Here is a 25,793-nt window from a genome sequence, read left to right on the forward strand (position 1 = left end):
ATGGGCGAGATCGCCTCGGCCAGCCAGGAGCAGACCTCGGGCATCGAGCAGATCAACCAGGCCATCACGCAGATGGATCAGGTCACGCAGCAGAACGCGGCGCTGGTGGAAGAGGCCGCGGCGGCCGCCGCTTCGCTGCAGGAGCAGGCCGGCCACCTGGTGCAGGCGGTCGGGGTGTTCCGCGTGGGCGAACCACGCTGAGAACGCGCGAATGAACCTGCTGCGCGCCTCGATCTCGCATCTGCGGTCCTCACCGCACGCCAGTGCGGCTCCGGTCCTCGACGCAAGCTCGGGGCGCTCGCGACGGTTCCTTCACGCGTTCTGAGCCGGCGGCCAAACGGGGAAAAGAAGGATGAAAGCCTCGCTGTTTGGCCCATCGAACCCTCTTCAGATTCGGGCGGCGCTGCCGATAAACAGTCAACGGCATCGCACGGTGCCCTTCACATCCCTACCAAACAGGTATCGAAACATATGGCCGGCAACATGTTCCTGACGGGCCTCAGTGGCCTCAACGTAGCGCGCAGCTCGTTGGTCACCACCGCCCACAACACCGCCAACGTCTACACCGCGGGCTACAGCCGGCAGGTGGCGCAGATCTCCACCAGCGGCGCGATCGCCACGGGCTCCGGCTTCGTCGGCATGGGTGCGCTGGTGACCACGACCAGCCGCAGCTATGACAGCTATCTGACGGCGCAGCTCAACACCGCGCAATCGGTGGCGGCGGGCCTGACCAGCTACGGCACCCAGATCGACCGCATCGACTCGCTGCTGGCCGACAAGACCTCAGGCATCAGCCCCCTCATGCAGAGCTTCTTCACGGCGACGCAGGGCGTGGCCAACACGCCGGCCGACCCGGCCGCGCGCCAGCAGCTCATCAGCTCGGCGCAGGCGCTCGCCACCAAGTTCCGGTCGACCGACCAGTACCTCACCGACCTGAACGGTTCGGTCAACGACCAGATCAAGGGCAGCGTCGAACAGATCAATACCTACGCCACGCAGATCGCCAGCCTGAACCAGCAGATCAGCCAGCTCACCGCCACCTCCGGCGGCCAGCTGCCCAACGACTTGCTCGACCAGCGCGACCAGCTGGTGAGCCAGCTCAGCCAGATCGCCGACATCAAGGTGCTCGAACAGGACAGCGGCAAGTACAACGTCTTCATCGCCACCGGCCAGTCGCTGGTGGTGGGCGACCGTGCAGCGACGATGAAGGCGGTGCCCTCGGCCACCGACCCGACCCGCATGGCCGTGGCCCTGGTCGGCCTGGCCGGCAACGTGATGGAACTGAGCCCCAACGCCATCACGGGCGGATCGCTCGGCGGCCTGATGTCCTTCCGCACCGAAACGCTGATCCCCACGCAGAACGCCATCGGTCGCCTGTCGATCGCCCTGGCCGACGCCTTCAACGACCAGCACAAGCTCGGCGTCGATCTCACGGGCGCGCTGGGCAAGGACTTCTTCTCGGTGGGTTCGCCGACCGTGCTCAGCAACGCCAGGAACACGGGGAACGCCGTCATCTCGGCCAGCGTGACCAACACCTCGGCGCTCACCACCAGCGACTATTCCGTCGAGTACAAGGACGTGGCCGGCACGCCCACCTATGTCGTGACGCGCGTCTCCGACAAGACGCCGGTCGGCAGCTTCACGACCTTCCCCGCCACCTTCGACGGTGTCACCGTGGCGCTGGACAGCGGCACGGCGACGCTCGGCGACACCTTCCTGGTGCAGCCCACCCGCACCGGCGCGCGCGACATGACCGTGCAGGTGCTCGACCCGGCCAAGGTGGCCGCGGCTTCTCCCGTGGTCACCGGCAACACGGCCGCCAACCAGGGCTCGGGCCTGCTGGGCAAGGCCACCATCGATGCGGGGTACCTCGCCGCACCACTGGCTGCGAACGTCACCATGAGCTACGACGCCGCCACCGGCACGCTGTCGGGCTTTCCGGCCACGTCGGCCGTGACCGTCACGCTGGCCGACGGCACATCGACCGTGTATGCGGCCGGGACGGCCGTGCCCTACACCGCCGGCGCGAGCATCGGCTTCGACGGCATTTCGGTGAAGCTGACCGGCGCCCCGGCCAATGGCGACACCTTCACCATCGGCAAGAACGTCGGCGGCGTATCGGACGGCAGCAATGCGCTGCTGCTGGCGGGCCTGCAGCGCGCGACCATCATCGGCGGCGGCACCAGCACCTTCAACGGTGCCTATGCACAGCTGGTGAGCACGGTGGGCAACCGTGCCATGGAAGTCGCCGTGGCCGAGAAGACGCAGACCAGCGTCGCGTCCCAGATCAAGACGAGCCAGCAGTCGGTGTCCGGCGTGAACCAGGACGAGGAAACCGCCAACCTGCTGATGTTCCAGCAGATGTACCAGGCCAATGCCAAAGTGATCCAGACCGCCTCGACGATGTTCGACGCGATCCTGGGCATCAGCCACTGAGCCCCCGCTTCCTACGAATCCAGGAGTCATGATGCGTATCAGCACCAGCACCTTTTACGAGCGCAACCTGTCTGCCTTGAACTCGCAGCAGCAGCAACTCTTCCGGACCCAGCAGATGCTGTCGGCCGGCACCAAGTTCCTGACCGCCGGCGACGATCCGGTGGCGGCGACCCGCGTCCTCGGCGTGACGCAGACCCTATCGGAGTCCAAGCAGTTCGCCACCAGCCGCGAACGCGCCATGCTCACCCTGTCGCACGAGGAAACGGCGCTGGACAGCGCCACGACGATCCTGCAGGACATCAAGACGCTCACCGTGGCGGCTGGCAACGGCACGCTGTCGGACGCCGACCGTGCGACGCTGGCGACCACGCTGCAGAGCAAGCTCGATCAACTCGTCGCGGTGGGAAACACCGACGACGGCAACGGCCAGTTCCTGTTCGCCGGCTACAAGAGCGGCAGCGCGCCGTTCGCGACCAGCGCCGGCGGCGGCATCCAGTACGTGGGTGACCAGGGCCAGCGCATGATCCAGGTCGACGTGGCACGCCAGATGTCGAGTTCGGACGACGGCCGCTCGGTGTTCCAGTCGGTCCAGGGCGGCGCCGGCTACGTGACCTCGGGCGGCACGGCGAACACCGGCACCGGAATCTTCGGTGCGGTGAGCGTCGTGGATGCCACCGCGGCCAACTACGGGAAGGACTTCGTCGTCAGCTTCGCGGCCGGCGCCTACACCGTCACCACCAACGACACACCGCCCGTGGTGGCGGCCACCGGCGCCTTCGTGGCCGGCACGCCGATCGCTTTCGGCGGCGTGCAGCTGAGCGTCTCCGGCACGCCTGCCGACGGCGACACCTTCGCCGTCACGACGGCCAAGAATGCCGGCACCGACGTGTTCGCCAGCATCGGTCAGCTGGTGACGGCGCTGCGTACGCCACTGCAAGGCGGCGGTGAACCGGCGCGCGCCAAGTTGCTCAATGCGCTGAGCACCGCCAACGTCAAGGTGACGAACGCGCACGACAACGTGCTGACGATCCGCTCCTCGGTCGGTTCGCGCATGAACGAAATCGACGCACTCGACAGCGGCGGCGCCGCGCGCGACCTGACGGAGAAGAGCTACCTCTCGAGCATCGAGGATCTGGACCTGACCAGCGCCATCTCGGACTTCTACCAGCGCGAAACCTCGCTCAAGGCGACGCAGCTGACCTTCGCGCGCCTGTCGAACATCGCGCTGTTCAACTACATCTGACCGGCTGACCGGGCAAGGCGCAGGTGGCTTGCCCGATCAGGGGGCGCCGCCCGACCGCCTGCCTTCGGCCAGCCAAGCCGTCATGGCCGCGCGCGACAGCGGCTGCGCGAACAGGTAGCCCTGCCCCTTGGCGCAATGGAGCCGCGCCAGCGCGCTCGCCTGTTCTTCCGTCTCGATGCCCTCGGCCACGGTCCGCATGTTCAGGCTGCGCGCCACGAGGATCACGGCCTCGATCAGCACCCGGTGGTGCTCGCTGCTTTCGACCTGCATGACGAACGATCGGTCGATCTTGAGCACGTCGATGGGCAGAAGATGCAAGGTTGCCAGCGACGAATAGCCGGTGCCGAAGTCGTCCAGGGCGATGGTGACGCCCATTGCCTTCAGTTCGTGAAGACTGTGCTGAACGCGCTCGTCCTGCGCTGCCAGGCTTTCCGTGACTTCCATCTGCAGTGCCGCGGCGTTCATGCCGCTCGACTCCAGCGCCTGCCGGACCTGTTCGGTGTGGTCGGTTCCGAGCAACTGGGCGCGCGAGACGTTCACCGAGACGCTGCGGGGTGCGTGGCCGCCGAACTGGCGCTTCCATGCCACGCAGGCCCGACAGGCCTCGTTCAGGACGAATCGGCCGAGTTCCGCGATCAGGCCGGTTTCCTCCGCGATCCCGACGAACTCCAGCGGCGACACGTCCCCCAGCGACGGATGGTGCCAACGCACCAGGGCCTCCATGCCCACGCACTGCCGGCTCGCCAGCGACACGATCGGCTGGTAGGCCACCGCGAGTTCGCCGCGGCCGATGGCGCCACGCAGGTCCGACTCGATGGTGGCGCGCCGGGCGGCGCGAAGCTTCATCGCGGGGTCGAACAGGCTGTAGCCCGCACCGCCCGCGCGTTTCGCTTCGCCCATGGCGAGGCTGGCGTCCAGCATCAGGGCGTCGGCGCTGCCGGCATCGCGCTGCCCCAGGACCACGCCCACGCTCGCGCTCACGCGCTCGGGCTGTTGATCGATCGCGTAGGGCTCGCCCAGTGCGTCGACCACCTTCTTCGCCAGCTGCGCCGCCACGTCGCGGTGCGCCACCTGGCGCGCCACGACGAGGAATTCATCCGCCTCCAGGCGGGCGGCGAGCAGTCCATGGGCACCGAGCGCCTCGATCCGGCCGCCCGGCTGGACCAGCCGAGCCAGTCGGTCCGCCGCGAGCCGCAGCAGATGATCCCCCGCTGCCTGACCGCGCGTGGTGTTGATTCGGTAGAAGCGATCGAGGTCGATAAATGCAATCGCGAACAAACCGTCGGGCGAGGTCGCGGCGTGGGCCCGTGCCGCCTCGATGTGTTCGGCAGCGACCGCGCGGTTGGGCAGCGCGGTCAGCTCGTCGCTGCGCGACTGGTCGTGCAGGCGCTTCTGCAGGTGCTGCTCTTCCTCGTGTACCGCCTGCGTGATGTCGCTGATCGTGGCCATCCACGTCTGCGCGTCGAGCAGCACCAGCCGCAGGCCCAGGGTCGACAGCAGGGTGCCCGGCTGGGCGCGATCGCCGACCGGGATGGGCAGCGTCCTGTCGCCCACAGCGTTGCCAGGGCTGGTGTGCGCAGCGGCCTGGGCACGGAGCTCGGGCGCGAAAGGATCGAGCACATCGAACAGATTGATCAGGGCGCCGGCCCGCGTCAGCGGCATGAGCAGCGACGCAGCCATCGGATTGATCATGGTGATCTCGCCGCCGAGCTCGGTCTGCAGCAGCCCGATGGGCACCTGGTAGAGGAACTGGATCAGCGCGTCGTAGTCGCCGCTGTCGGCGCTCATGGCAGTACCCCGCCGACCGAGGCGCGGCCCTGTTGCTCGAGAGCGTCGTCCCAGACGGCCACCCGATCACGCCCCGCAGCCTTCGCGGCGTAGAGCGCGATGTCGGCCTTCCGCAGAAGCTCGTCGATGCCGCAAGCCCCATCGGTAGAGGTCGCGACGCCCGCGCTCACCGTGCAGAGCACCTGAACGCCATCGACGGTGACCGGGCTGGCCGCGATGTGCGAACGGAAGCGATCGGCAGTGGCTTTGGCCTCGGCGAGGGAGTTGCCCGTCAGCAGCACCACGAACTCTTCGCCGCCGAAACGCGCGACGACGTCCGTCGGCGTGAACGTCACCGAAAGCCCCGCTGCGAGATGCCGCAGGACCGCATCGCCCGCTGCATGGCCATGCGTGTCGTTCACGGCCTTGAAATGGTCCGCATCGAACAGGACGATCGTGATCGGTTCTCCGGTGCGCGTGCGGCGCTGCGCGGCAGTCGATGCGGCGTCGAAAAACGCACGGCGGTTGGCCAGGCCGGTCAGGTGGTCCGACCATACGGATCGTCGCAGCGCTTCGTCGGATTCGCGGCGGTCGCTGATGTCACGAATGACAAGGCTGTAGGTGCATTTCGTGCCCGAAACCGCAGTGACCGTTTCGACCGGCGCGATCAGGCAGCTTCCCCAATAGCGCTCACCGTTGCTTCGCCGAAGCCATCCTTCCTCGAGGTTCCAGCCTGTCTGATCGGCTTCTCGAAGGCGTTCGAGCGCGCGATGGCCCAGCATTCCGCCTTCTGGATAGAAGTTTGCATAGGACCGGCCGATGGTTGCTTCGGCCTCGAAACCCGTCAGATTGCGGATGCCGACGTTCCACCCCTGCACGATGCCCTGGTCGTCCAGCGACATCAGTGCATAGCTGACATCGAAGATGCCGGAAGAGATGCTGTGAATCCATGACTGGCTGTGGCGCAGCTCCCGGTCGCGCTTGACCGATTGGGTCACGTCGTCGAGAACGGCCATCAAGCGGTCGGCGTCCAGCTTGAGCAAGGTCAGCGACAGGATCTGCGCATCGTGGCTCGACGTGCCGCCATGGGTCTGGATGTGCATGGCATCGCACACCTTGCCATGCAGGGGCGCAAAGATGCGCGCACGATGCGCCAGGTCGGGCGCGACCGGCTTCAGCACCTCGAAGAGGTTGGAGAGATCTCCCTGCTTCGAAAGCGGCATCAGCAGCTGCGCGCACAGTGGGTTGATCAGAACGATATTGCCATCGCGCGAGAGCTGCGCGAGACCGACCGGCGCCATGTAGAGAAACTGCAGCAGCGCCTCGTGGTCCTGTTCCAAGGTCGACGGGGCGCTGTCGCCGGGAATCACCGGTGCCTCTGCACGAAGAGATGGCGCAGGGGGATCGCCGGCTCGGCCAGCAGGCGCAACTTGACCTTGAGCGGCCGCATGCGCAGGGTCAGGACATAGTCGATCGTCTCGTCGAGCGTGCCGCCGGCCTGTGCCGTGTCCTCGAAGCGCTGGGCCACCATGAAATTGTTCATGCATGGCGCGACCACGGTGAAGAGGGAATAGCCCACCACGCGATCGAGCGAGAGACCGGCTAACTGCGATTCATGTGCGTTGTAGCGCTGGACGACACCCTCGGCATCGAACCCGATGACGCCGAACTCGAGGGCGTCGAGGTCGACCGCAGAAGCGCGACCCAGGAATGCTGAAACGTCGGCGGGGGCCGCGTCGAACTCGATCAAGACGGGTTGCGTCATCAGGGTGGCTTTCAAAAAAAAAAGGGAGCCGTCGCTCGGCAACGTCACGGCGGGTCCGGGGGCTTACCGATCGTGGTCGGGGAGAAAGCGCAAGTCTTATGTTGTCCAGGAGGCCATCGTGTAGGAAGAGGCGCCATCGCTTGCGACGCCGGGGAGGCAAGTTGGCGCGGGGTCATGTCCCGCGCAGGGCCTGCGTGAAGCGCAGCACCCCGGCCGCGCTTTCCGCGAAGCGCGGCTCGAGGAAGGCGCCGAGGTTCGGGATCAGCAGCAGCAGCATCGCGATGCCCGCCAGCAGCGTGAGCGGGAAGCCCACGGCGAAGATGCTGAACTGCGGCGATGCGCGATTCAGGATGCCCATGGCCAGGTTCAGGATGAGCAGCGCCGTCACCAGCGGCAGCGAGAGCATCAGGCCGCTGGCGAACACCTGGGAGCCGCCTTGCACCAGGAACATCCAGCCGCCGGTGGACCAGGGCGCGTCGGCGATCGGCAGCGTCTGAAAGCTCTCGGCCAGCACGCTCACCAGCAGCAGGTGCACGTCGAAGGCCAGGAAGAGCAGCATGGCGAGCAGGTTGAGCAGACGCCCGACGACCATCGTGGTGCCGCCGGCCATCGGATCGAAGAAGGACGCGAAGGACAGGCCCATCTGCAGGCTGATGTACTCGCCCGCTGCCTGGACGGCGGCGAAGACGAGCTTCATCGTGAAGCCCATGGCCGCGCCGATGAGCACCTGCTGGACGATGATCCAGATCCCCCCGGGTGAGACGATCGGCACGCTGGGCACCGGCCCGATCGCCGGGGCGAGCACCACCGCCAGGATGGCGGCGATGCCGACCTTCACCTGGCGCGGCACCGACTTCTCGCTGAACACCGGCGCGGTGCTCATCAGCGCGAGCATGCGCACGAAGGGGTAGAAGAAGGTGGTCAGCCAGACGGTCAGCTCCGCCGAGGTGACCGAGAAGACGGCCGGCATCGAAGGCTCAGCCGACGAGCGTGGGGATGCTGCCGAACAGCTGGCGGATGTAGTCGACCATGTTGCCGAGCATCCACGGGCCGGCGATCACGAGCGTCGCGAAGACCGCCAGCAGCTTCGGGATGAAGGACAGCGTGGCTTCGTTGATCTGCGTGGCCGCCTGGAAGATGCTGATCACCAGGCCGATGACGAGCGCCACCAGCAGCATCGGTGCGCCGAGCAGCAGCGCCACGTTGATGGCCTGGTTGCCCATGGTCATGATGGTTTCGGGGGTCATGGCTGGGGTTCCGTCGCGAAGGCTGGCTAAGTGAAAAAGCTCTGCGCCAGCGCGCCGATGAGCAGCTGCCAGCCGTCGGCCAGCACGAAGAGCATCAGCTTGAAGGGCAGCGCGATGCTCGCGGGCGGCACCATCATCATGCCCATCGACATCAGCACGCTGGCGACCACCATGTCGATGATCAGGAAGGGGATGAAGATCGTGAAGCCGATCTGGAAGGCCGTCTTCAGCTCGCTGATGACGAAGGCCGGCAGCAGGATCCGCAGCGGCACGTCTTCGGGGCCCTGCATCTCGGGCACCTTGGCCAGCTTGGCGAACAGGGCCAGGTCGTTCTCGCGGGTCTGGCGCAGCATGAAGGTCTTGAAGGGCTCGATGCCGCGTGCCAGGGCGGTTTCGACCGGGATCTTGTTCTCGGAGAAGGGCTTGTAGGCGTCGGCGTAGACCTTGTCGAACACCGGCGACATGACGAAGAAGGTGAGGAACAGCGACAGCCCGACCAGCACCTGGTTGGGCGGCGACGACTGCGTGCCGATGGCGGTGCGCAGCAGGCCCAGCACGATCAGGATGCGGGTGAAGCTGGTCATGCTCAGCATCAGCGCCGGCAGGAAGGTCAGCGACGTGAGCATCACCAGCGTCTGCACGCTGAGCGACCAGGTCTGGGCGCCGCCGGGGCCGGGGGTGCTGGTCACGCCGGGGAGGCCCTGCGTCCAGGCGGCCAGCGGCAGCGTCGCGGCCAGCAGGGCCAGCGCGATGCGCAGGCTGCGAAGAACGGTGCGCGGGTTCATGCGGTCGGCCGGCCCTTGACGCCCAGCGATTCGCGGAACTTCTGCGCGAAGAGGTCGAGCGGGCGCTGCAGGGAGGCCGGTGTGGCCATGCCGTCGGCGGCGTGCGCGGCGCCGGGCCTGGCCGGCAGGGTGTGCAGTGTCTGGATCTGGCTGGCGGTGACGCCGAGCACGAGCCAGGTGCCGTCGATCTCGACCACCACCACGCGCTCGCGCTGGCCCAGGGACGAACTCGACACCACCTTCACGACGTTCCCGGTACCGAAGCGTTGCAGCCCGAAGCGGCGGGCCGCCCAGGCGCACAGGAAGATCAGGCCCAGCACCATCGCCATGCCGAAGGCCGCCTGCAGCACGCCGCCGGCACCGACCGCGGCCGGTGCGGCTTCGGCCACCGGTGCGGGCACGGTCGGCAGTGCCGCGTGCGCGCCCGCGGCCAGCAGCCAGCCGCACACGAGGGCGGTGTGCGAGCGCCAGCGCAGCAGGTTCATGAACGTGCGAGCTTCTGCATGCGTTCGGACGGCGTGATGATGTCCGTCAGGCGGATGCCGTACTTGTCGTTCACCACCACCACTTCGCCCTGGGCGATGAGGTAGCCGTTGATCAGCACGTCCAGCGGCTGGCCGGCCAGGCCGTCGAGCTCGACCACCGAGCCTTGCGACAGTTGCAGCAGGCTCTTGATGGTGATGCGGGTGCGGCCGATCTCGGCGGTGAGCTGTACCGGCACGTCGAGCACGCGGGCCAGGTCGAGCCCGGCGACGCCGCTGGCCGCCGTGGGCGCGTCCATCGGCTGGAAGACCTGCGCGGTGGCGGGCGTTGCAGCGGGCGCCGCTGCAGGCGCGGGGGCCGGAGAAAGGGCCGGTGGAGGCGCCGGTGTGGCGGCGGTCTGTTCGGCCATTGCAGCCGCCCAGTCGTCCGTGTCGTCGGAAGCAGGGGTGTTGTCAGTCATGGTCGGTCTTGGGCTCGGTGTCTTGGTGGGTGATCATGTGCTGCACGCGCAGCGCGTAACGGTCGTTCGAGGTGCCGAAGGTGCAGTCCATCACCGGGATGCCGTCGACGTTGGCGGTGACGGTGGTGGGGAGCTCGATCGGCAGCACGTCGCCGACCTCCAGTGCGAGCACCTTGCCGATGGTCGAGGTCATCTGCACGAAGTTGGCGACGAGTTCGACGTCGGCCGACTGCATCTGGCGCGACATCTGCGTCACCCAGCGCTTGTCGATCTCGACCTCGTCCTGGATCGGGTTGGACAGCTGGTTGCGGATCGGCTCGATCATCGAGTAGGGGATGCACACGTGCAGGAAGCCGCCCACCGGGCCGAACTCGATCTGCAGCGTGGTGTTCACCACCACCTCGTTGGCCGCCACGATGTTGGCGAGCTTGCCGTGCATCTCGGCGCGCACATAGTCGAAGTCGAGCGGGAACACCGGCTTCCAGGCGTCGCCATAGCATTGCAGCGACAGGTCGAGCAGGCGCTTGATGATGCGTTGTTCGGTGCGCGTGAAGTCGCGGCCTTCCACGCGGACGTGGTAGCGACCATCGCTGCCGAACAGGTTGTCGACCACCAGGAAGACCAGCTTCGGGTCGAACACGAACAGCGCGGTGCCGCGCAGCGGCTTCATGTGCAGCATGTTGATGTTCGCCGGCACCGGCAGGTGGCGCACGAACTCGCCGTACTGCTGGATCTGGATCGGCCCGACCGAGATGTCCGGGCTGCGCCGCATGAAGTTCAGCAGGGCGCCGCGCAGGCCGCGCGCGAAGCGCTCGTTGATGACTTCCAGCGTGTGCATGCGGCTGCGCACGACACGGTCGGGCGCGCCCAGGTCGTAGGCGGGCAGGCCGCTCTGCGGTGCCGCGGTCGTCGTGGTGGTCTGGTCGACCGTGCCACCGGTGACGCCCCGCAGCAGGTCGTCGACCTCGTCCTGCGAGAGGACTTGTTCATAGGCCATGGGTCGGTTGCCTGAAAGTGATCACTGCACCACGAAGGTGTTGAAGGAGATGCTCGTGACGCCCTGGGGCGGCAGGTCGGCCGACAGCGGTGCGTTGATCGCGGTGCGGATCTCCTCGGCGAGCTTGGACTTGTCTTCGGTCGTCACCAGCGATTCGGGCTGGCGGTTCGACAGCAGCAGCAGCACGCGGCTGCGCAGCTCGGGCATGAATTCGACGACCTGTGCCTTGGCCTTCTCGTCCTTCACCTTGAGGGCGATACCCACATGCAGGAAGCGGGCGCGGCCCTCGGACTGCAGGTTGACGGTGAAGGGCTCGAGGGCCACGAAGATCGGCTTCTCGGCGACCTTGGCGGCCGGTTCCGCCTCGGCCTTCTTGCCGGCGGCGAGATAGAAGTAGCCGCCACCGGCGAGTGCGCAGAGAGTGACCGCGCTCAGGACGATGATCAACAGTTTCGGCGAACGCGAGGACGGTGCGGCAGAGACGGGTGCGGTGCTGGTGGCCATGGGTGGAACTGGTTGCGGTATGGGTCTTATTCTTGGCGAACTGGTCGCGGGAGCAACGGGGGATCAAGCAGGCAAAAGCGCGTCAGATCCCCGCATTGCGACGGCTGCGTGGCTCAGGCAAAGGTGTCGACGACACCCTCGGCACGGGCGCTGCGCACGGGCGCTGCCGGCGCCGCGCTCGAGGTCACGGTGCCGCTGCGTGCGGCGCCGGGGTAGCTGCTGCCGCTGTTGCCGCCCGAGCGGCCCGACGGGTTGTCTCCGGCGAAGTGGCTCTGGCCGCCCGGCTGGCGCGTGTCGGCGCCCACGGCGGTCTGGCCCAGGCTGATGCCGTGTTCGGCCAGCGTGGTGCGCAGTTGCGGCAGCGCGGCCTCGACCGCCTTGCGGACGCTTTCATGGCCCGAGACGAACATCGCCTGGGCCTGGTCGTCGCCGAGCTTGAGCGTGATCTGCAGCGGGCCGAGGTTCTCGGGGTTGAGGTTGAGCTGGGCGGTGTGCATGCCGCTGGCGCTCATGCGCAGCATCTGCTGGCCAAGGGCGGGCGCCCAGGCATCGCTGTCGACCGGCGGCGCCAGCGAGAGCACGGGCACGCGGTTCTCGGTCGTGGCGGCGTCGTTGCCGATGCCGGCGCTGCCGGGCTGGGCGGCCATCCATGCGAGCGGGGCGTTGGGCGCGCCGTCGTCGGCCAGGCCGGCGTCGTTGCCGGTGGAGACCTCGATGCGAGCGGCCAGCAGATCCAGCGGGTCGGCCTCGGCGGTGTCGGTGGCCGCCGCGGTGGTGGTGACCGCGGTGGCGGCCGTGTCGCGGCTGGCGGCGTCGGTGCGGCCCGTGCGTGCGGCGGGCGCTGGCGTGGCCGGCACGGTGCTGGCCGGCGCGGCGTTGAGCAGCGACGGGGCGACGGGCGTGGCCGGCACCGCCGCGGCGTCTGCCTTGGCGGTGGCTGCGGCGGTGGCTGCGGCGGCGTCGGCCTGGGCCGAGACGGTTGTGGATGTCTTGCCGGCTGCGGCGCGCAGGGCATCCGCCGTCGTCGCGTCGGCGGGCTCACCGTCGGCGAGCGCCGCCTTTGCCGCGGCATCGGCGGCCGGCAGGTCGGGTTCGGTCACGGCCTTGGCGGCCTTGGCGGCCTCGGCGGCCGCGTCGGTGCCCGCCAGGGCCGCCCGCACGTCGGTGCGTTCGGTTGCCGTGGCGGCGCCGCGCAGGGCGGCTGCGGTGACGGCTTCGGCGCCGGTGCGCGCGGCCGTCGTCGTGACCTGGGCGGCCATGGCCGGCACGAAGAAGTCGAGGTTCGGGATCTGGGGCAGGGTGTCGTCCTTGGGCGCCGACGCACCGCGGCGCGGCGTCCCGGGGCGTGCGGTCGCGCTGTCGGTGGGGCCGTTAGCGTCGGTGTCGGCCTGCGACGCACGCGAGCGGTCGAGTGCCGCGTGGAAGCTGCGGCCCTGCGGCTCGTCGGCGTTGCGGGTGCGTGCCGGCGACGAGGTGGACGAGAGGCCGGGCGAGACGAGGGCGGGGGAGACGAGTGCGGGCATGGGGGCTCCTGGGGTCAGAGGGTCGGGTTGGCGGCGCGGTCGAAGAACTTGCGCGTGGCGCGTTCGTCGCTTTCGCGCTGCTCGCGCTTGGCCTGGACGAGCATTTCCTGCTGGCGCACACGTTCGGCCAGGGTGTCGAAGGAACTCTGGCGGCGCTTCTGGTGCTGCCAGTCGACGCGGCCGTGGTCCAGGCGGGTGGTGGCCTGCGCCACGATGGCGCGCTGCTGGTCGATGGCGCCGTCGAGCGTGATCAGGAAGTTCTGGTAGTTGCGCAGCTTGGCGGCGGGCATGCCGTGGACCATCAGGGCGTTCAACTGGTCCACGTAGTCCTGTCGGTACTGCATCAGCAGCTCCAGCTTCTGCGTGCTGGTGATGCGCGCGGTCTGCAGGGCACCGAGGCGGATCGCGGCCTTGTCGGTCTGCGTGCGCGCCAGTTCGGTGAGCATGTCGAGGGGAAGCTTGGTGGACATGGGACTCCTTGAGATCCTTGAAAAGGGGTCAGGCCGCGCGGGCCGGGTCGAAGAGGCTTCGCATCCGCGAAATGGAGGCGTCGTAGTCGGTGCGCTCATCCATCGGCTGCTGCAGGAAGGCCTCGATCTTTGGGTACATCGCGATGGCCTGGTCGAGCTGCGCGTCGTGCCCCGGGGCGTAGGCGCCGACGCTGATCAGGTCGCGGTTGCGCTGGTAGCGCGACAGCATCTGCTTGAAACGGCGCACCGTCTCGAACTGCGCCGGCTCGATCAGCGCCGTCATGGCGCGGCTGATCGAGGCCTCGATGTCGATGGCCGGGTAGTGGCCGGCTTCGGCCAGCGAGCGCGACAGCACGACGTGGCCGTCCAGGATGGCGCGGGCCGAGTCGGCGATCGGGTCCTGCTGGTCGTCGCCTTCGGACAGCACCGTGTAGAAGGCCGTGATGGAGCCGCCGTTGCCGTCGGCGTCGCGCGCGCCGTTGCCGGCGCGTTCGACCAGTGCGGGCAGCTTGGCGAACACCGAGGGCGGGTAGCCCTTGGTGGCGGGCGGTTCGCCCACGGCCAGCGCGATCTCGCGCTGTGCCATGGCGTAGCGGGTGAGCGAATCCATGATCAGCAGCACGCTCTTGCCCTGGTCGCGGAAGTACTCCGCCAGGCAGGTGGCGTAGGCCGCACCCTGCAGGCGCAGCAGCGGCGAGTTGTCGGCCGGCGCGGCCACCACGACCGCGCGGGCCAGGCCTTCCTCGCCGAGCGTGTTCTCGATGAAGTCCTTCACTTCGCGGCCGCGTTCGCCGATCAGGCCGACCACGATCACGTCGGCGCTGGTGTAGCGGGCCATCATGCCCAGCAGCACGCTCTTGCCCACGCCCGAGCCGGCGAACAGGCCCATGCGCTGGCCGCGGCCGACGGTGAGCATGCCGTTGATGGCGCGCACGCCGACGTCGAGCACCGAGTCGATCGGCGCGCGCGACAGCGGGTTCACCGGCGGGCTCGACAGCGGCACGCGCTTGGCGACGTCCAGCGGGCCGAGGCCGTCGAGCGGCCGGCCCGCCGCATCGACCACGCGGCCGAGCATGCCTTCGCCCACCGGCAGGCGCTTGGTGTGGTTGTCGCCGCTGGCGCCGCCCGCGGCGATGCGCGGGAAGACCCGCGCGCCGGGCAGCAGGCCCGCGACTTCGCTCTGCGGCATCAGGAAGATGCGGTCGCCCGCGAAGCCGACGACTTCGGCCTCGGCATGGCGCATGGGGTATCCGGGCGGCAGCTCGATCAGGCAGTCGCTGCCCACGGGCAGTTGCAGGCCGGTCGCTTCGAGCACCAGGCCCACGGCGCGCGTGAGCCGGCCCGAGGCGACGGTGGTGGTGCAGCGGGCGATGTCGCTGCGCGCCTGGGTCAGCGCGTCGACCCAGTGCTGGACATGGGGGTTGGGGGCGATCGTGCTGCTCATGGTGGTCAGTCCTGGGCGTCGGCGTCGCGGTGGAGCGCGGCGGTCACGCTCTTCCAGCGGGTCTCGAGCGTCGCGTCGATCTCGCCGGCGGGCGACTGCACGCGGCAGCCGCCGCGCTGGATGCTGTCGTCGGGGCGCACCTGCCAGCCGGCCTGTTGCAGCTCGTTGCCCAGGCTGTCCTTGACCAGCGCGACATCGGCCGGGTTCAGCAGCAGCCGGGGTTCGCCCTGCAGCGTGGGTTCGGCGTGGACCAGGTCCTGCACCAGCGGCAGCAGCCATTCGGGTTCGGCGCGGAAGGTGCGGTGCACCACCTGGCGCGCGATGTCCAGGGCCAGCGTCAGCAGCACGTCGGTGATCTCGCGCTCGGCGCCGCGCAGTGCTTCGGGCAGCGAGGTGCTCAGCGCGCGCAGTTGTTCGGCGTGGGCGGTGGCCGCGGCCAGGCCGGTGGCCAGCCCGGCGATGTGGCCTTCGGCGTGGCCGGCGGCCCAGCCTTCGGCATGGCCGGTGGCCTGACCCGCGGCGGTGGCTTCCTGGCGCAGGCGGCGCAGCTCGGCCTGGGCGACACCCACGGGCACGGCCGGCGGGGGAGGTGGCGGCGGCAAGGTGGCCCGCGCGGCGGCCATCCGCCCGGCGGCGGTGGTGCGGCTCGGGTCGCCGGTGATGTTGCCCATCTCCCAGCGTTCCCAGGCCGACAGCACTGGCTTGGCCGGTGCCGCGTCTGTCTGCGGGGCGGCCGCGCCGCCCACGCGCGTCGACGCATACAGCGAGGCCAGCCGCGCCGCGGTCGCGGGGTTGGGCTTAGACGAATTCATCGGCGCCCGGCGCGGAAATCACGATCTCGCCGGCTTCGGCCAGGCGGCGGGCCGCCTGCAGGATCGTCTTCTGCTCGGCCTCGACCTGCGACACCCGGACCGGGCCGCGCAGCTCGATGTCCTCGCGCAGCGTCTCGGCGGCGCGGTTGGACATGTTCTTGAGGAACTTGTCGCGCAGCTCGATCGGCGCACCCTTGAGCGCGATGATGAGCGAGTCGGACTCCACTTCCTTGAGCAGGCGCTGGATGCTGCGGTCTTCCAGACCCATCAGGTTCTCGAAGACGAACATCTCGTCGACGATGCGCTGGGCCAGCGTGTCGTCGAGCTCGCGGACGTGGGCGATCGTGGCTTCCTCGTTGGCGCTGTTCATCAGGTTGACCATCTCCGCGGCGGTGCGCACGCCACCCAGGCGGCTGCGCTTCAAGCCTTCGCCCGACAGCATCTCGGTCAGCACATCGGTCAGTTCCTTGAGCGCCGCCGGCTGCACGCCGCCGAAGGTGGCCACGCGCACGACCACGTCGTTGCGCAGGCGCACCGGCAGCTTCTCCAGCACTTCCGCGGCCTTGGCGCGGTCGAGGTGGACCAGCAGCGTGGCCAGGATCTGCGGGTGCTCGTCGCGGATGAGCTCGGCCACTTCGCCGGCTTCGAGCTGGTTGAGGCGTCCGATGCCGCTGTCGGGCTCTTCCGCCTTGAGGATGTCTTCCAGCAGGTCGCTCGCGCGGTCCTCGCCCAGCGCCTTCTTGAGCACGGCGCGGATGTAGTCGCTCGAGCCCAGGTGCAAGGCGGACAGCTGTTCGGTCTCCTCGCGGAATTCGCGCAGCACCGAGGCCAGCTCGGCGCGCGACACCTGTTGCAGCTTCGACATCGCGAGGCCGAGCTCCTGCACCATCGCGGTCGGCAGCAGGTTCAGAGCCGCGGCAGCGCGGTCCTCGCCCACGGCCATAAGCAGGATGGCGCTCTTACGGGTTCCAACTTCATTGCTCATCGGTCGTCATCCAGTGTTGGATCATGATGGCCACCAGCTTGGGGTCCTGGGTGGCAGCCTCGAGGGCGAAGTCGAGGTCGGCCTTGTGGCGGTCGGCTTCGCGCTGGCGCAGCGCCTCGTCCGGGCTCGGGCCTTCGTCGGCGGTCGCCAGCTTGGCGAACACATCGTTGTCGTCGACGGCTGCCACCGGTGGCGGCGGCGGCGGCGCCAGGTGTTTGCGCAGCAGCGGACGGGCCACCGCGAACCAGGCGAACAGGGCGAACAGGGCGAGCAGCAGGTACATGCCCCCCGTCTTGGCCAGCGGGATGTTGGCCGGGTCGCGCCAGAAATCCAGGGCAGGCGCTTCCTTCTCGCGTTCGTCGGCGAAGGCGCTGTTGACCACGTTGAGCGAGTCGCCGCGGTCCTGGCTGAAGCCCACGGCTTCCTTGGCCAGGTTGCGGATCTGGTCGAGCTCGGCGGCGGTCAGTGCGCGGCTGGCGCCCTTGTCGTCGCCCACGCGGTTGTTCACCACCACGGCCACCGACAGGCGCTTGACGCCGCCGGCGCCCTGCTGCACATGGCGGATCGAGCGGTCGAGCTCGTAGTTGGTGGTCGTGTCCTTGCGGCTGCTCGACGGGCCGGTGGCGGCGGCCGTGGTGGTGGCGCGCTGGGCGGCGGCCTGTGCGGCGGCGGCCTGGGCCTGTGCCGGCGTCTGCGGGGCACCCGGCGGCGCGTTCGGCGGCGTGGTGATCGGCGCGTTCGGCGCGGTGGGCGGCTGGTTCGACAGCGCGCCGGGCACGCCACCGGGCGGGGTGCCGCCCAGCTGGTTCGACTCGCTCGACTGCTGGCTGCGCATCGCCGCATTCGCCGGGTCGGTGTTGGGGCGGTACTTCTCGTCGGTGTTTTCCACCACCGAGAAGTCGATGTCGGCCGCCACCTGGGCGCGCACGTTGCCGGTGCCCAGGATCGGCTGCAGGATGGCTTCGATGCGGCGGATGTAGCCCTGCTCGATCTCCTGCGTGTACTTCAATTGGCTGACATCGAGGCCGCGTGCGCCGGCGTTGGCCGCCGACAGCAGATTGCCGCGCTGGTCCACCACCGTCACGCTCTTGGGGTCGAGTTCGGGCACGCTGCTCGAGACCATGTGCACGATGGCGCTCACGGTGCCTTCGTCGATGCTGCGGCCGCGGTGCAGCGTCAGAACGACCGATGCCGAAGGCTTCTTCTGTTCGCGCACGAACAGGGAAGGCTTCGGCATGGCCAGGTGCACCCGGGCGGACTCGATGGTGCCGATGGATTCGATGGAGCGCGCCAGCTCGCCTTCGAGCGCGCGCTGGAAATTCACCTGCTCGGCGAACTGGCTGGTGCCGAACTTCTGGTTGTCCATCAGTTCGAAGCCCACGCCGCCCGCCTTGGGCAGGCCCTGCGAGGCCAGCTTGAGCCGGATCTCGGGCACGCGGTCGGCCGGCACCAGGATCGCGGTGCCGCCCTCGGCGAACTTGTAGGGCACGTTCATCTGCGAGAGCGACGCGATGATCGCGCCGCCGTCGCGGTCCGACACGTTGGTGTAGAGCACCTTGTAGTCGGGCCCGCGGCTGTACAGGGCGAAGGCCATGGCGATGGCCACCAGCGCGGCGCCGCCGACGATCAGCGGGAGCTTGGGCTGGGCGCGCAGCTTGTCGGTCCACGACGTGGCGTTGGCGGCGGGGGACGTCGGCGCGGCGCCGAGGGTCGCAGCCGAACTCATGCGAAAGCCCCTGTGGCGCCCGCTGGATCCAGATGGTCCATGTTCATGTTCAAGAGGATGAGTCGTCGATGTTCAGTGGCCATGCCGGGCGCCGACAAAGGAGGCCGGCAGGCTTGGGGTACGGCGTTCATTGTCTGGATCGGCGCCGAATTCGATTGGCCGAACAGCCGGGGTTTTCGCCGTCAGTTGAGCCCATGTGAATCGGGGCTTCGCAGGTACGCTGAATAGGCGAGGAGGCACCCGGGTGCTTCTGTAGTCAACCCAAAGTTCACTTACCTGAGGAACACGACGCCATGTCGATTTCAGCCATCGAATCCGTCCTGCAACAGATGCGGGCCACTGCCGTGCAGTCCGGCATCACCCCTCCTGCCGGCCCTGCGGTGGAGCACGGCGGCTTCGCTGCCGAGCTCAAGCGCTCCATCGACAACATCAGCGGGGCCCAGACCAAGGCCTACGGCCAGGCCGAGGACTTCGAACTGGGCAAGCCGGGCGTGGCGCTCAATGACGTGATGGTCGACCTGCAGAAGGCCAACGTGGCGTTCCAGACCGGGGTACAGGTGCGAAACAAGCTGGTTTCGGCCTACCAGGAAATGATGAGCATGCAGGCCTGACGCGGGGTTGCGCGGTGTGGATGGACGCTCTGCAACTTTTTGGGGCACGCCCCTAAATGTTTGCAAAGCCCTGCCGATAACTAATCCAACGATGGCTTGAGTCCAGCGTTACGGCCCCCCGGGTCGGAGTCCACAACCTTTAGTCAACCAGGAGTCTTCAATGGCGCAAGTCATCAATACGAACAGCCTCTCGCTGCTCACGCAAAACAACCTGAACAAGTCGCAATCGGCCCTCAACACCGCCATCGAGCGCCTGTCTTCGGGCATGCGCATCAACAGCGCCAAGGACGACGCAGCTGGTCAGGCCATCGCCAACCGCTTCACGGCCAACATCAAGGGCCTGACGCAAGCCACCCGCAACGCCAACGACGGCATCTCGATCGCTCAAACGACCGAAGGCGCGCTGACGGAAGTCAACAACAACCTGCAACGCGTCCGTGAACTGTCGGTGCAAGCCGCCAACGGCACGAACTCGGCCAGCGACCTGGACTCGATCCAGTCGGAAATCGGCCAACGCCTGGACGAAATCAACCGCGTGTCGGAACAGACCCAGTTCAACGGCGTGAAGGTTCTTTCGGCTGACGCCGGCAAGCTGACCGTGCAAGTCGGCGCGAACGATGGCGAAACCATCGACATCGACCTGCAAGAAATCAGCGCCAAGACGCTCGGCCTCGACGGCTTCAATGTCAACAACACGGGTGCCAAGAACAAGCAAGCGTCCGCCAGTGACCTGCTGGTCGCCGGCTTCACCGCCGCTGCTCCCGCAGGTGGCATCACTGTGTACAGCCGCACCCTGACCACGGCCGCCAATGGCGCCGTGTCGTCCGATGCGCTCGCCAAAATGGCGGACAAAGGTACCGTCACCATCGGCACTGAAAAGTTCACGTACAACGCTTCGACCAAGAGCTATGGCGCAGCTGACACTGCTCGCACGCTCGCAGCAACGAATGCGTCGCTGACCCCGCCGGCTGGGACCACCACGACCGCGACCGTCACCCTCAACGGCAAGGCGATGGATGTCAAGATCGACAGCAGCGGTTCATTGACCGATGCTGCCGATGGATCGACGCTGTATCTGGATGCCAGCAAGAACTTGACGAAGACCGGCACGGGCGTGACGATCGCTGCAACGGTGGCCAACTTGACCGATCCCGCCAAGGGCATGCAGGTCAACGACACGATCAAGATTGGTGCAACCGGCGCGGTCTACACGGCGGCCACTGCTACGACGTTTGACGTGAAGGGCGAAACGGCCACTGCTGAAGCTGTTGCGGCCAAGCTCAAGTCGGTGGGTGGCACCGTTGACTTCGACGGTGATGCCACCACCGACTATACGATCGCGGCCGGGGGTGCGGTGACTGGCGGCTTTATGGGCGTCGGCGGATTGACGCTGACGGCTGCAGAGTCGGTCAACATGAACGCCAACGGCATCGCCACCAATGCGGCTGGCAGCGTGGTGTATGCCGACTCGTCCAAGGCAGGAAGCGTCACGACCAAGGCCGTCGCTGACGGTAAGGCGACTGTCGACCCGCTCAAGGCCTTGGACGCCGCCCTGTCGAAGGTCGACAAGCTGCGCTCCTCGCTGGGTGCGGTGCAGAACCGTTTCGACTCGACGATCGCCAACCTCGGCACCACGGTCGTGAACCTGTCCTCGTCGCGTTCGCGCATCGAAGACGCTAACTACGCGGTGGAAGTGTCGAACATGACGCGCGCTCAGATCCTGCAGCAAGCCGGTACCTCGGTGCTGTCGCAGGCCAACCAGACCACGCAAGGCGTGCTGTCCCTCCTGCGTTAAGTCGAACCGACGAAAAGCAGAACCAAGCCAGGTTCCGTCCCGCAAGGGATGGGCCTGGCGACCGCAGGCGCCGGGTTCCGACCCGGTCCCCCTGCGCTTTCCTCTGCGGCCATGCCCCACGGCGCGGCCGCAGAGGAAAGCGAAACCCTTCAATCAGGTGAACACCATGTCCAACCCCGTGCCAGCCAGCAGCGCCCAGGAAAGCCCGTGGATACAACTGCTCGTCGGCCGTGCCGCGGTAGGTGCGGGTGCCACGGCGCGGGCGGTCGAGGACGTCGAGGAAGAAGCGACGCCGGTGCAGGTCGAAAGCGCGGTTCGCGCGGTGAACGCGGCGCTCGAGATCCGCTCGATCGGGATCCAGTTCGAGATCGACAAGGACACCGACAAGGTCATCGTGAAGGTGGTCGACCGCAACACCGGTGAGGTGATCCGCCAGGTCCCGAACGAGGAGGTGGTGCGCATCGCCAAGGTCATGGGCGAGATGTCCGGCCTGCTGGTCGACAACGCGGCCTGAGCCTCCCTTCATTCTTCCAACGCATTCCAGGAAACACTCACATGGCAACCATCAGCAGCATCGGCGTCGGCTCCAATCTCGACTTGGCGGGCCTGCTCACCAATCTCGAGAAGGCTGAAAGCCAGCCCTTGGTGGCACTCGAGGCCAAGGCCAAGAGCTACACGAGCAAGCTCTCTGCCTACGGCTCGGTGCAGAGCGCCCTGAGCACCCTGCAGGCCGCGGCGCTGAAGCTGTCGGACCGTGCGCTGTTCCAGAGCGTCACCGGCACGCCGACCGTCAGCGGCATCCTCTCGGCCTCGGCCACGGACACCAGCGCGGCCGGCAACTACAACATCACGGTGTCGCAGCTGGCGCAGTCGCAATCGTTGATCACCACCGGGCAGGCCAACACCACCACCGCGATCGGCAACGGAAAATTCACGATCGACTTCGGCACGGTCACCGGTGGCACGCTCGACCCGGCGACCGGCAAGTACACCGGCGCAGGCTTCACGGTGGACAGCGCGCGTACCGCGAAGACGATCACCGTCGACCCGACCAACAACACGCTGGGCGGCATCCGCGATGCGATCAACGCGGCGGGCGCCGGCGTCACCGCGACCATCGTCAATGACGGCAGCGGCACGCCCAACCGTCTCGTGCTGACCTCGACGCAGACGGGCGAAGCCTCGAGCATGCGCATCAGCGTCGATGGTGCGGCCGACGCGACCCTCAAGAATCTGCTGAACAACGACCCCGCCGGTACGCAGAACCTGCAGCAGACCGCGGCCGCGCAGAGCGCGAAGCTCAATGTCAACGGCATCGCCATCACGAGCCCGACCAACACCGTCAAGGAAGCCATCCAGGGCGCGACGCTGACGCTGGTGCAAACCGGCACGACGGGGCTGTCGATGAAGTCGAACACGGCCTCGGCGAAGACGGCGATCAACGATTTCGTCAAGGCCTATAACGCGCTGCAGAGCACCGCCAAGTCGTTCACGACCTACGACGCCGACACCAAGACGGCGGCGCCGCTGGTCGGCGATTCGACCCTGCGCAACCTGCAGACCCGCATCCGCCAGGCGCTGACCACGCCGCAGAGCGGTGGCGCCGACGACATGAAGGTGCTCACCGAGATCGGCGTGTCCTTCCAGAAGGACGGAACGCTGGCTGTGGATTCGACCAAGCTCGACAAGGCACTGGACACCGATCTGGCTGGCGTCTCGAGGCTTTTCGCGAGCGCGAGCGGCAGCACCGCGGGCTACGGCAAGCAGATCGACGCCCTGGTGACGGACCTGAACAAGACGGGTGGCTCGCTGAAGGTCGCGCAGGACGGCGTGACGTCGACCATCAAGGCGCTGGACGAACAGTACAACCAGGTCCAGGCGCGCGTGGACGCCACGGTCGCGCGCTATCGCGCGCAGTTCACGGCCCTCGACGTGGCGATCAACAGCATGAACAACACCAAGGCCTACCTCACGCAGCAGTTCGATGCGATGAACGCCAGCTCCGGCAAGTAAACCGGCCCACCTGATCGAAAGCCCGTGATGTACACCCCCCACACCTCCCGCAGCGGCGCTGGCGCCTATGCACGCGTCGGCGTCGAGACGCTGGCCATGAGCGCGTCGCCGCACCAGCTCATCGCGATGCTCTTCGATGGCGCCAAGACGGCGATCGGCATGGCGCGGCACCACATGGGTGCGGGCGATATCGAAGCCAAGGGGAACGCCATCTCCAAGGCCATGGGCATCGTCGAAAACGGGCTCAAGGCCAGCCTGGACGCCAAGGCGGCGGGCACCGAGGGCACGACGCTGGTGAGCAACCTGTCGGCGCTGTACGACTACGTCGTCCGCCGGCTGCTCTACGCGAACCTGCGCAACGACGTCGCGGTGCTCGACGAAGTCGACGCCCTGCTGGACAGCCTGGCTTCGGCCTGGCGCGAGATCGAGCCGGGCCGCGGCGGCTTCTGAACCGATATGACCTCTCCGGAACCCCTCATGGCCTATCCGCGCGACATCGTGCATTGCTACGGTCAGCTCGCCTCCACGATGGCGCAGATGGTCGTGCTGGCGCAGGCCAGGGACTGGGGCGCACTGCCGGCCGCGCAGGCGCAATGCGCGGCCATCGTCGACCGGCTGCGTGCCATCGAGCCGACGGTGGTGCTCGGCCCGGCAGACGCCGCCGAAGCGCAGCGTCTGATCATCTGCATCCAGTCCGACCAGGCCATCGTGAACGGCATCGTGAAGCCGCAACTCGAACGCCTGGTGGAGAAGATGAGCGTGCTGCAGCAGCGCAAGAGCCTCGACAAGGCCTACGGCAAGGCCCACTGAACGCGACCGCACCATGACCGGCCTCGTACGACTTCTCGACACCCTGCTGACGGCAAAGGTCTCGCCGCCGCTGGACGTTGGCGCCGTGGACGGCGACGCCGCCGTCAAGGCGCCGGGGTCCGTGTCGGGTGTGCAGAAGGTCGCCAACGACGTGCGCCTGCTGTCCAACGCGGCGCTCGACCGCCAGCTCGGCGGCGTCGACTCCCCGTTGACACGCGGCGCGGGCCTGGGCACCGCGGGCGGGGCAGCGCTGCCCGCATCGGCGGTGGCCCGGCTGTCCTTCGCGGCACGGATCATCAGCGCCGTGCTGGCCGACCTGGAGGTCGACGTCGGCCCCGTGCGCGGGCAGGGCCCCGTGTGGGCGTCGGGGCAGCAGCCGGCCGGCCCCGTGCTGGCGGGCTCATTGGCCCACACCGTGTCGAACAGCGGCCTGTTCTATGAATCGCACCTGGCGCAGTTCGCGCAGGGCCATCGCACGCTGGCGCAGATGGCGCAGGAGCCGCAGGCCGCGTGGCCGGCGCCCGGTGTGGCGGCAGGCGGGCGTGGCGCCACGGCCTTGCAGGCGGTGATGGCCGTGGTGGCCGATGCCAGCGCGCCGGCCGCATCGGCGAAGGCCGATCCGTCGCAGCCGACGGTCGCGTCACCGGTGGCGGTCGCCGCCACGGCGGCTGCCGCCGCGCAGGCCGCGCCGTCTGCCCTGACCGCAGCGCGCAGCGATGGGCCGGCCGCACCTGGGGGCCAGCCGGCTGCCGCCGGCGCCCCGATGCCGTCCGAGCCGGCCATCCCGGAGGCGTCTCCCGACGTCCTCAAGGTGCAGGCCGCGTACCGCTGGGGCGAGAGCGCTCAGACGGCCGCCGCCACGGCCGAGCGCGCTGCGATGCGTGACGTCGAGAACAAGCGCAGCGACAGCGACAACGCCGCCGCCGCGCGCCCCGCCTCGGCCCCGCCGAGCGGCGGCGACGTGGTGCACCCGCAATTGCTGACCACGGTCCATCAGCAGCTCGACCTGCTGGCGACCGCCGCCTTTCGCTGGACCGGCGAAGCCTGGCCCGGTGTGGCGATGGACTGGCGCATCGAGGAAGAGGGCGACCGTCACGCCGCCGGCGACGAGACGCCCGCCGATGCGCCGCGCCGCTGGTCGACGAACGTGTCGCTGCAACTGCCCACCCTCGGCACCGTCGACGTGCGCCTGAGCGTGGCGGGCGGCGACGTCCGGGCCACCGTGGTGTCGTCCAGCGAGAGCAGCCGCGCGCTGCTGGCCGGCGACGGCCGTACGCTCGCGGCGCGATTCGACGCGGCCGATCTGCGGCTGGAGCAGTTCCAGGTGGCGCAGGGAGTGGGTGTATGAACGCTGCTGCACCGTCGCTCGGCGACCGCCAGAGCGCCGTCGCCCTGTCTTACGACGACAAGACGCGCGCGCCGATCGTCGTCGCCAAGGGCTACGGCGTGGTCGCCGAATCGATCATGCGCGAGGCGCGCGAGAACGGCCTGTACGTGCACGCCTCCGGCGACCTGGTCAAGCTGCTCATGCAGGTCGACCTGGACCAGCAGATCCCGCCACAGCTGTATGTGGCGGTGGCCGAGGTCATGGCCTGGCTGCACGGCCTGGAAGAAGCCGCAGGGTCTGCGCGATGAATACTTTATTTCTATTTATTCCCGCTGGATCCGTGCGGAAAGCCGCCGATGAGAACGGTTTCCAATTGCGCGCATCCTCGCCGGAAAAATCCATTGGTAATGAATACTTTTTTCTAGGTATTCCATTGGCCGTTGCGAAACGTCGTTCGGTGTCATTGAGCAGTCACAAAACCGATTGTGGCGGGTTTGTAAATTCTGTAGGCGCCGTCCCACATCGCGTGCAAAAAGTCTCATTTCGCCCCCTGTGGCCCCAGGCCTTGGTAACACTTGTTAACAATGTGT

At 68.0% G+C, this 25,793-nt stretch carries 26 protein-coding genes and 1 pseudogene; 11 read left to right on the forward strand and 16 right to left on the reverse strand.

From position 1 onward, the window contains the following. The 3 genes and pseudogenes from N8A90_RS18350 to flgL all read left to right on the forward strand — a co-directional run. Window positions 1-201 (forward strand): annotated as a pseudogene (locus tag N8A90_RS18350) (hypothetical protein); the annotation flags it as partial. Between the two features lie 270 nt (window positions 202-471). Next, window positions 472-2,436, forward strand: a complete 1,965-nt coding sequence (gene flgK / locus N8A90_RS18355) for a flagellar hook-associated protein FlgK (protein WP_262076448.1) — start codon at window positions 472-474, stop codon at window positions 2,434-2,436. A 28-nt stretch (window positions 2,437-2,464) separates the two neighbouring features. Further along, window positions 2,465-3,679, forward strand: a complete 1,215-nt coding sequence (flgL, locus tag N8A90_RS18360; protein ID WP_262076449.1) for a flagellar hook-associated protein FlgL — start codon at window positions 2,465-2,467, stop codon at window positions 3,677-3,679. A gap of 36 nt (window positions 3,680-3,715) precedes the next feature. On the opposite strand, the gene N8A90_RS18365 is transcribed toward flgL, so the two are convergent. The 16 genes from N8A90_RS18365 to fliF form a co-directional block, all read right to left on the reverse strand. Next, window positions 3,716-5,467, reverse strand: coding sequence for a putative bifunctional diguanylate cyclase/phosphodiesterase (locus tag N8A90_RS18365; protein WP_262076450.1), 1,752 nt, complete (start codon window positions 5,465-5,467; stop codon window positions 3,716-3,718). After that, window positions 5,464-6,816: a sensor domain-containing diguanylate cyclase gene (locus tag N8A90_RS18370; RefSeq protein WP_262076451.1), complete on the reverse strand. Its 1,353-nt coding sequence runs from the start codon at window positions 6,814-6,816 to the stop codon at window positions 5,464-5,466. Before N8A90_RS18370 ends, N8A90_RS18365 begins: the two co-directional genes overlap by 4 nt. Next, window positions 6,813-7,196, reverse strand: coding sequence for a phosphonate transporter (locus tag N8A90_RS18375; RefSeq protein WP_316044024.1), 384 nt, complete (start codon window positions 7,194-7,196; stop codon window positions 6,813-6,815). The genes N8A90_RS18370 and N8A90_RS18375 overlap by 4 nt, the downstream gene beginning before the upstream one ends. Before the next feature lie 187 nt (window positions 7,197-7,383). Then, the gene (gene fliR / locus N8A90_RS18380) at window positions 7,384-8,181 is read right to left on the reverse strand and encodes a flagellar biosynthetic protein FliR (protein ID WP_262076453.1); all 798 of its coding nucleotides are present in this window, start codon (window positions 8,179-8,181) and stop codon (window positions 7,384-7,386) included. 7 nt (window positions 8,182-8,188) lie between these two features. Beyond that, window positions 8,189-8,458 (reverse strand): flagellar biosynthesis protein FliQ, encoded by a 270-nt coding sequence (gene fliQ, locus N8A90_RS18385; RefSeq protein ID WP_262076454.1) that lies wholly within the window; start codon window positions 8,456-8,458, stop codon window positions 8,189-8,191. A gap of 26 nt (window positions 8,459-8,484) precedes the next feature. Beyond that, window positions 8,485-9,243, reverse strand: coding sequence for a flagellar type III secretion system pore protein FliP (gene fliP, locus N8A90_RS18390; protein WP_262076455.1), 759 nt, complete (start codon window positions 9,241-9,243; stop codon window positions 8,485-8,487). After that, the gene (gene fliO, locus N8A90_RS18395) at window positions 9,240-9,728 is read right to left on the reverse strand and encodes a flagellar biosynthetic protein FliO (RefSeq protein WP_262076456.1); all 489 of its coding nucleotides are present in this window, start codon (window positions 9,726-9,728) and stop codon (window positions 9,240-9,242) included. Before fliO ends, fliP begins: the two co-directional genes overlap by 4 nt. Beyond that, window positions 9,725-10,186 (reverse strand): flagellar motor switch protein FliN, encoded by a 462-nt coding sequence (gene fliN, locus N8A90_RS18400; protein ID WP_262076457.1) that lies wholly within the window; start codon window positions 10,184-10,186, stop codon window positions 9,725-9,727. The genes fliO and fliN overlap by 4 nt, the downstream gene beginning before the upstream one ends. Continuing rightward, complete coding sequence (fliM, locus tag N8A90_RS18405) at window positions 10,179-11,183, reverse strand: flagellar motor switch protein FliM (protein ID WP_262076458.1); 1,005 nt, start codon at window positions 11,181-11,183, stop codon at window positions 10,179-10,181. Before fliM ends, fliN begins: the two co-directional genes overlap by 8 nt. Window positions 11,184-11,204: 21 nt before the next feature. Beyond that, window positions 11,205-11,687: a flagellar basal body-associated protein FliL gene (fliL, locus tag N8A90_RS18410; RefSeq protein WP_262076459.1), complete on the reverse strand. Its 483-nt coding sequence runs from the start codon at window positions 11,685-11,687 to the stop codon at window positions 11,205-11,207. Between the two features lie 113 nt (window positions 11,688-11,800). After that, window positions 11,801-13,210, reverse strand: coding sequence for a flagellar hook-length control protein FliK (locus tag N8A90_RS18415; protein WP_262076460.1), 1,410 nt, complete (start codon window positions 13,208-13,210; stop codon window positions 11,801-11,803). 14 nt (window positions 13,211-13,224) lie between these two features. Then, window positions 13,225-13,680: a flagellar export protein FliJ gene (gene fliJ, locus N8A90_RS18420; RefSeq protein ID WP_262076461.1), complete on the reverse strand. Its 456-nt coding sequence runs from the start codon at window positions 13,678-13,680 to the stop codon at window positions 13,225-13,227. Between the two features lie 28 nt (window positions 13,681-13,708). Then, on the reverse strand, window positions 13,709-15,124 hold the full coding sequence (gene fliI, locus N8A90_RS18425) for a flagellar protein export ATPase FliI (RefSeq protein ID WP_262076462.1): 1,416 nt from the start codon (window positions 15,122-15,124) through the stop codon (window positions 13,709-13,711). Between the two features lie 5 nt (window positions 15,125-15,129). Beyond that, window positions 15,130-15,936 (reverse strand): flagellar assembly protein FliH, encoded by an 807-nt coding sequence (gene fliH, locus N8A90_RS18430; RefSeq protein WP_262076463.1) that lies wholly within the window; start codon window positions 15,934-15,936, stop codon window positions 15,130-15,132. After that, a complete protein-coding gene (gene fliG, locus N8A90_RS18435; RefSeq protein WP_262076464.1) occupies window positions 15,923-16,921 on the reverse strand; it encodes a flagellar motor switch protein FliG in 999 nt (332 codons plus the stop codon). Before fliG ends, fliH begins: the two co-directional genes overlap by 14 nt. After that, window positions 16,911-18,647, reverse strand: a complete 1,737-nt coding sequence (gene fliF / locus N8A90_RS18440) for a flagellar basal-body MS-ring/collar protein FliF (protein WP_262076466.1) — start codon at window positions 18,645-18,647, stop codon at window positions 16,911-16,913. The genes fliG and fliF overlap by 11 nt, the downstream gene beginning before the upstream one ends. Before the next feature lie 293 nt (window positions 18,648-18,940). Between fliF and fliE the strand changes: the two genes are divergently transcribed. The 8 genes from fliE (at window position 18,941) to N8A90_RS18480 (ending at window position 25,511) form a co-directional block, all read left to right on the forward strand. Continuing rightward, window positions 18,941-19,258: a flagellar hook-basal body complex protein FliE gene (gene fliE / locus N8A90_RS18445; protein WP_262076467.1), complete on the forward strand. Its 318-nt coding sequence runs from the start codon at window positions 18,941-18,943 to the stop codon at window positions 19,256-19,258. A gap of 160 nt (window positions 19,259-19,418) precedes the next feature. After that, window positions 19,419-21,053, forward strand: a complete 1,635-nt coding sequence (locus N8A90_RS18450) for a flagellin (protein WP_262076468.1) — start codon at window positions 19,419-19,421, stop codon at window positions 21,051-21,053. Window positions 21,054-21,219: 166 nt separating this feature from the next. Continuing rightward, window positions 21,220-21,567, forward strand: coding sequence for a flagellar protein FlaG (locus N8A90_RS18455; RefSeq protein ID WP_262076469.1), 348 nt, complete (start codon window positions 21,220-21,222; stop codon window positions 21,565-21,567). A gap of 41 nt (window positions 21,568-21,608) precedes the next feature. Next, window positions 21,609-23,066 (forward strand): flagellar filament capping protein FliD, encoded by a 1,458-nt coding sequence (gene fliD, locus N8A90_RS18460; protein ID WP_262076470.1) that lies wholly within the window; start codon window positions 21,609-21,611, stop codon window positions 23,064-23,066. Between the two features lie 27 nt (window positions 23,067-23,093). Further along, window positions 23,094-23,516, forward strand: a complete 423-nt coding sequence (fliS, locus tag N8A90_RS18465) for a flagellar export chaperone FliS (RefSeq protein ID WP_262076471.1) — start codon at window positions 23,094-23,096, stop codon at window positions 23,514-23,516. Window positions 23,517-23,543: 27 nt separating this feature from the next. Further along, entirely contained in the window at window positions 23,544-23,876 is a 333-nt protein-coding gene (locus N8A90_RS18470; RefSeq protein ID WP_262076472.1) for a flagellar protein FliT, read from the forward strand. Window positions 23,877-23,889: 13 nt separating this feature from the next. Then, window positions 23,890-25,224, forward strand: a complete 1,335-nt coding sequence (locus N8A90_RS18475; protein ID WP_262076473.1) for a flagellar hook-length control protein FliK — start codon at window positions 23,890-23,892, stop codon at window positions 25,222-25,224. Next, window positions 25,221-25,511: an EscU/YscU/HrcU family type III secretion system export apparatus switch protein gene (locus N8A90_RS18480; protein WP_262076475.1), complete on the forward strand. Its 291-nt coding sequence runs from the start codon at window positions 25,221-25,223 to the stop codon at window positions 25,509-25,511. The genes N8A90_RS18475 and N8A90_RS18480 overlap by 4 nt, the downstream gene beginning before the upstream one ends. Window positions 25,512-25,793 lie beyond the last annotated feature (282 nt).

It is taken from the genome of Variovorax sp. N23, assembly GCF_025486315.1.
In the GTDB taxonomy this organism is placed as follows: Bacteria; Pseudomonadota; Gammaproteobacteria; order Burkholderiales; family Burkholderiaceae_C; genus Variovorax.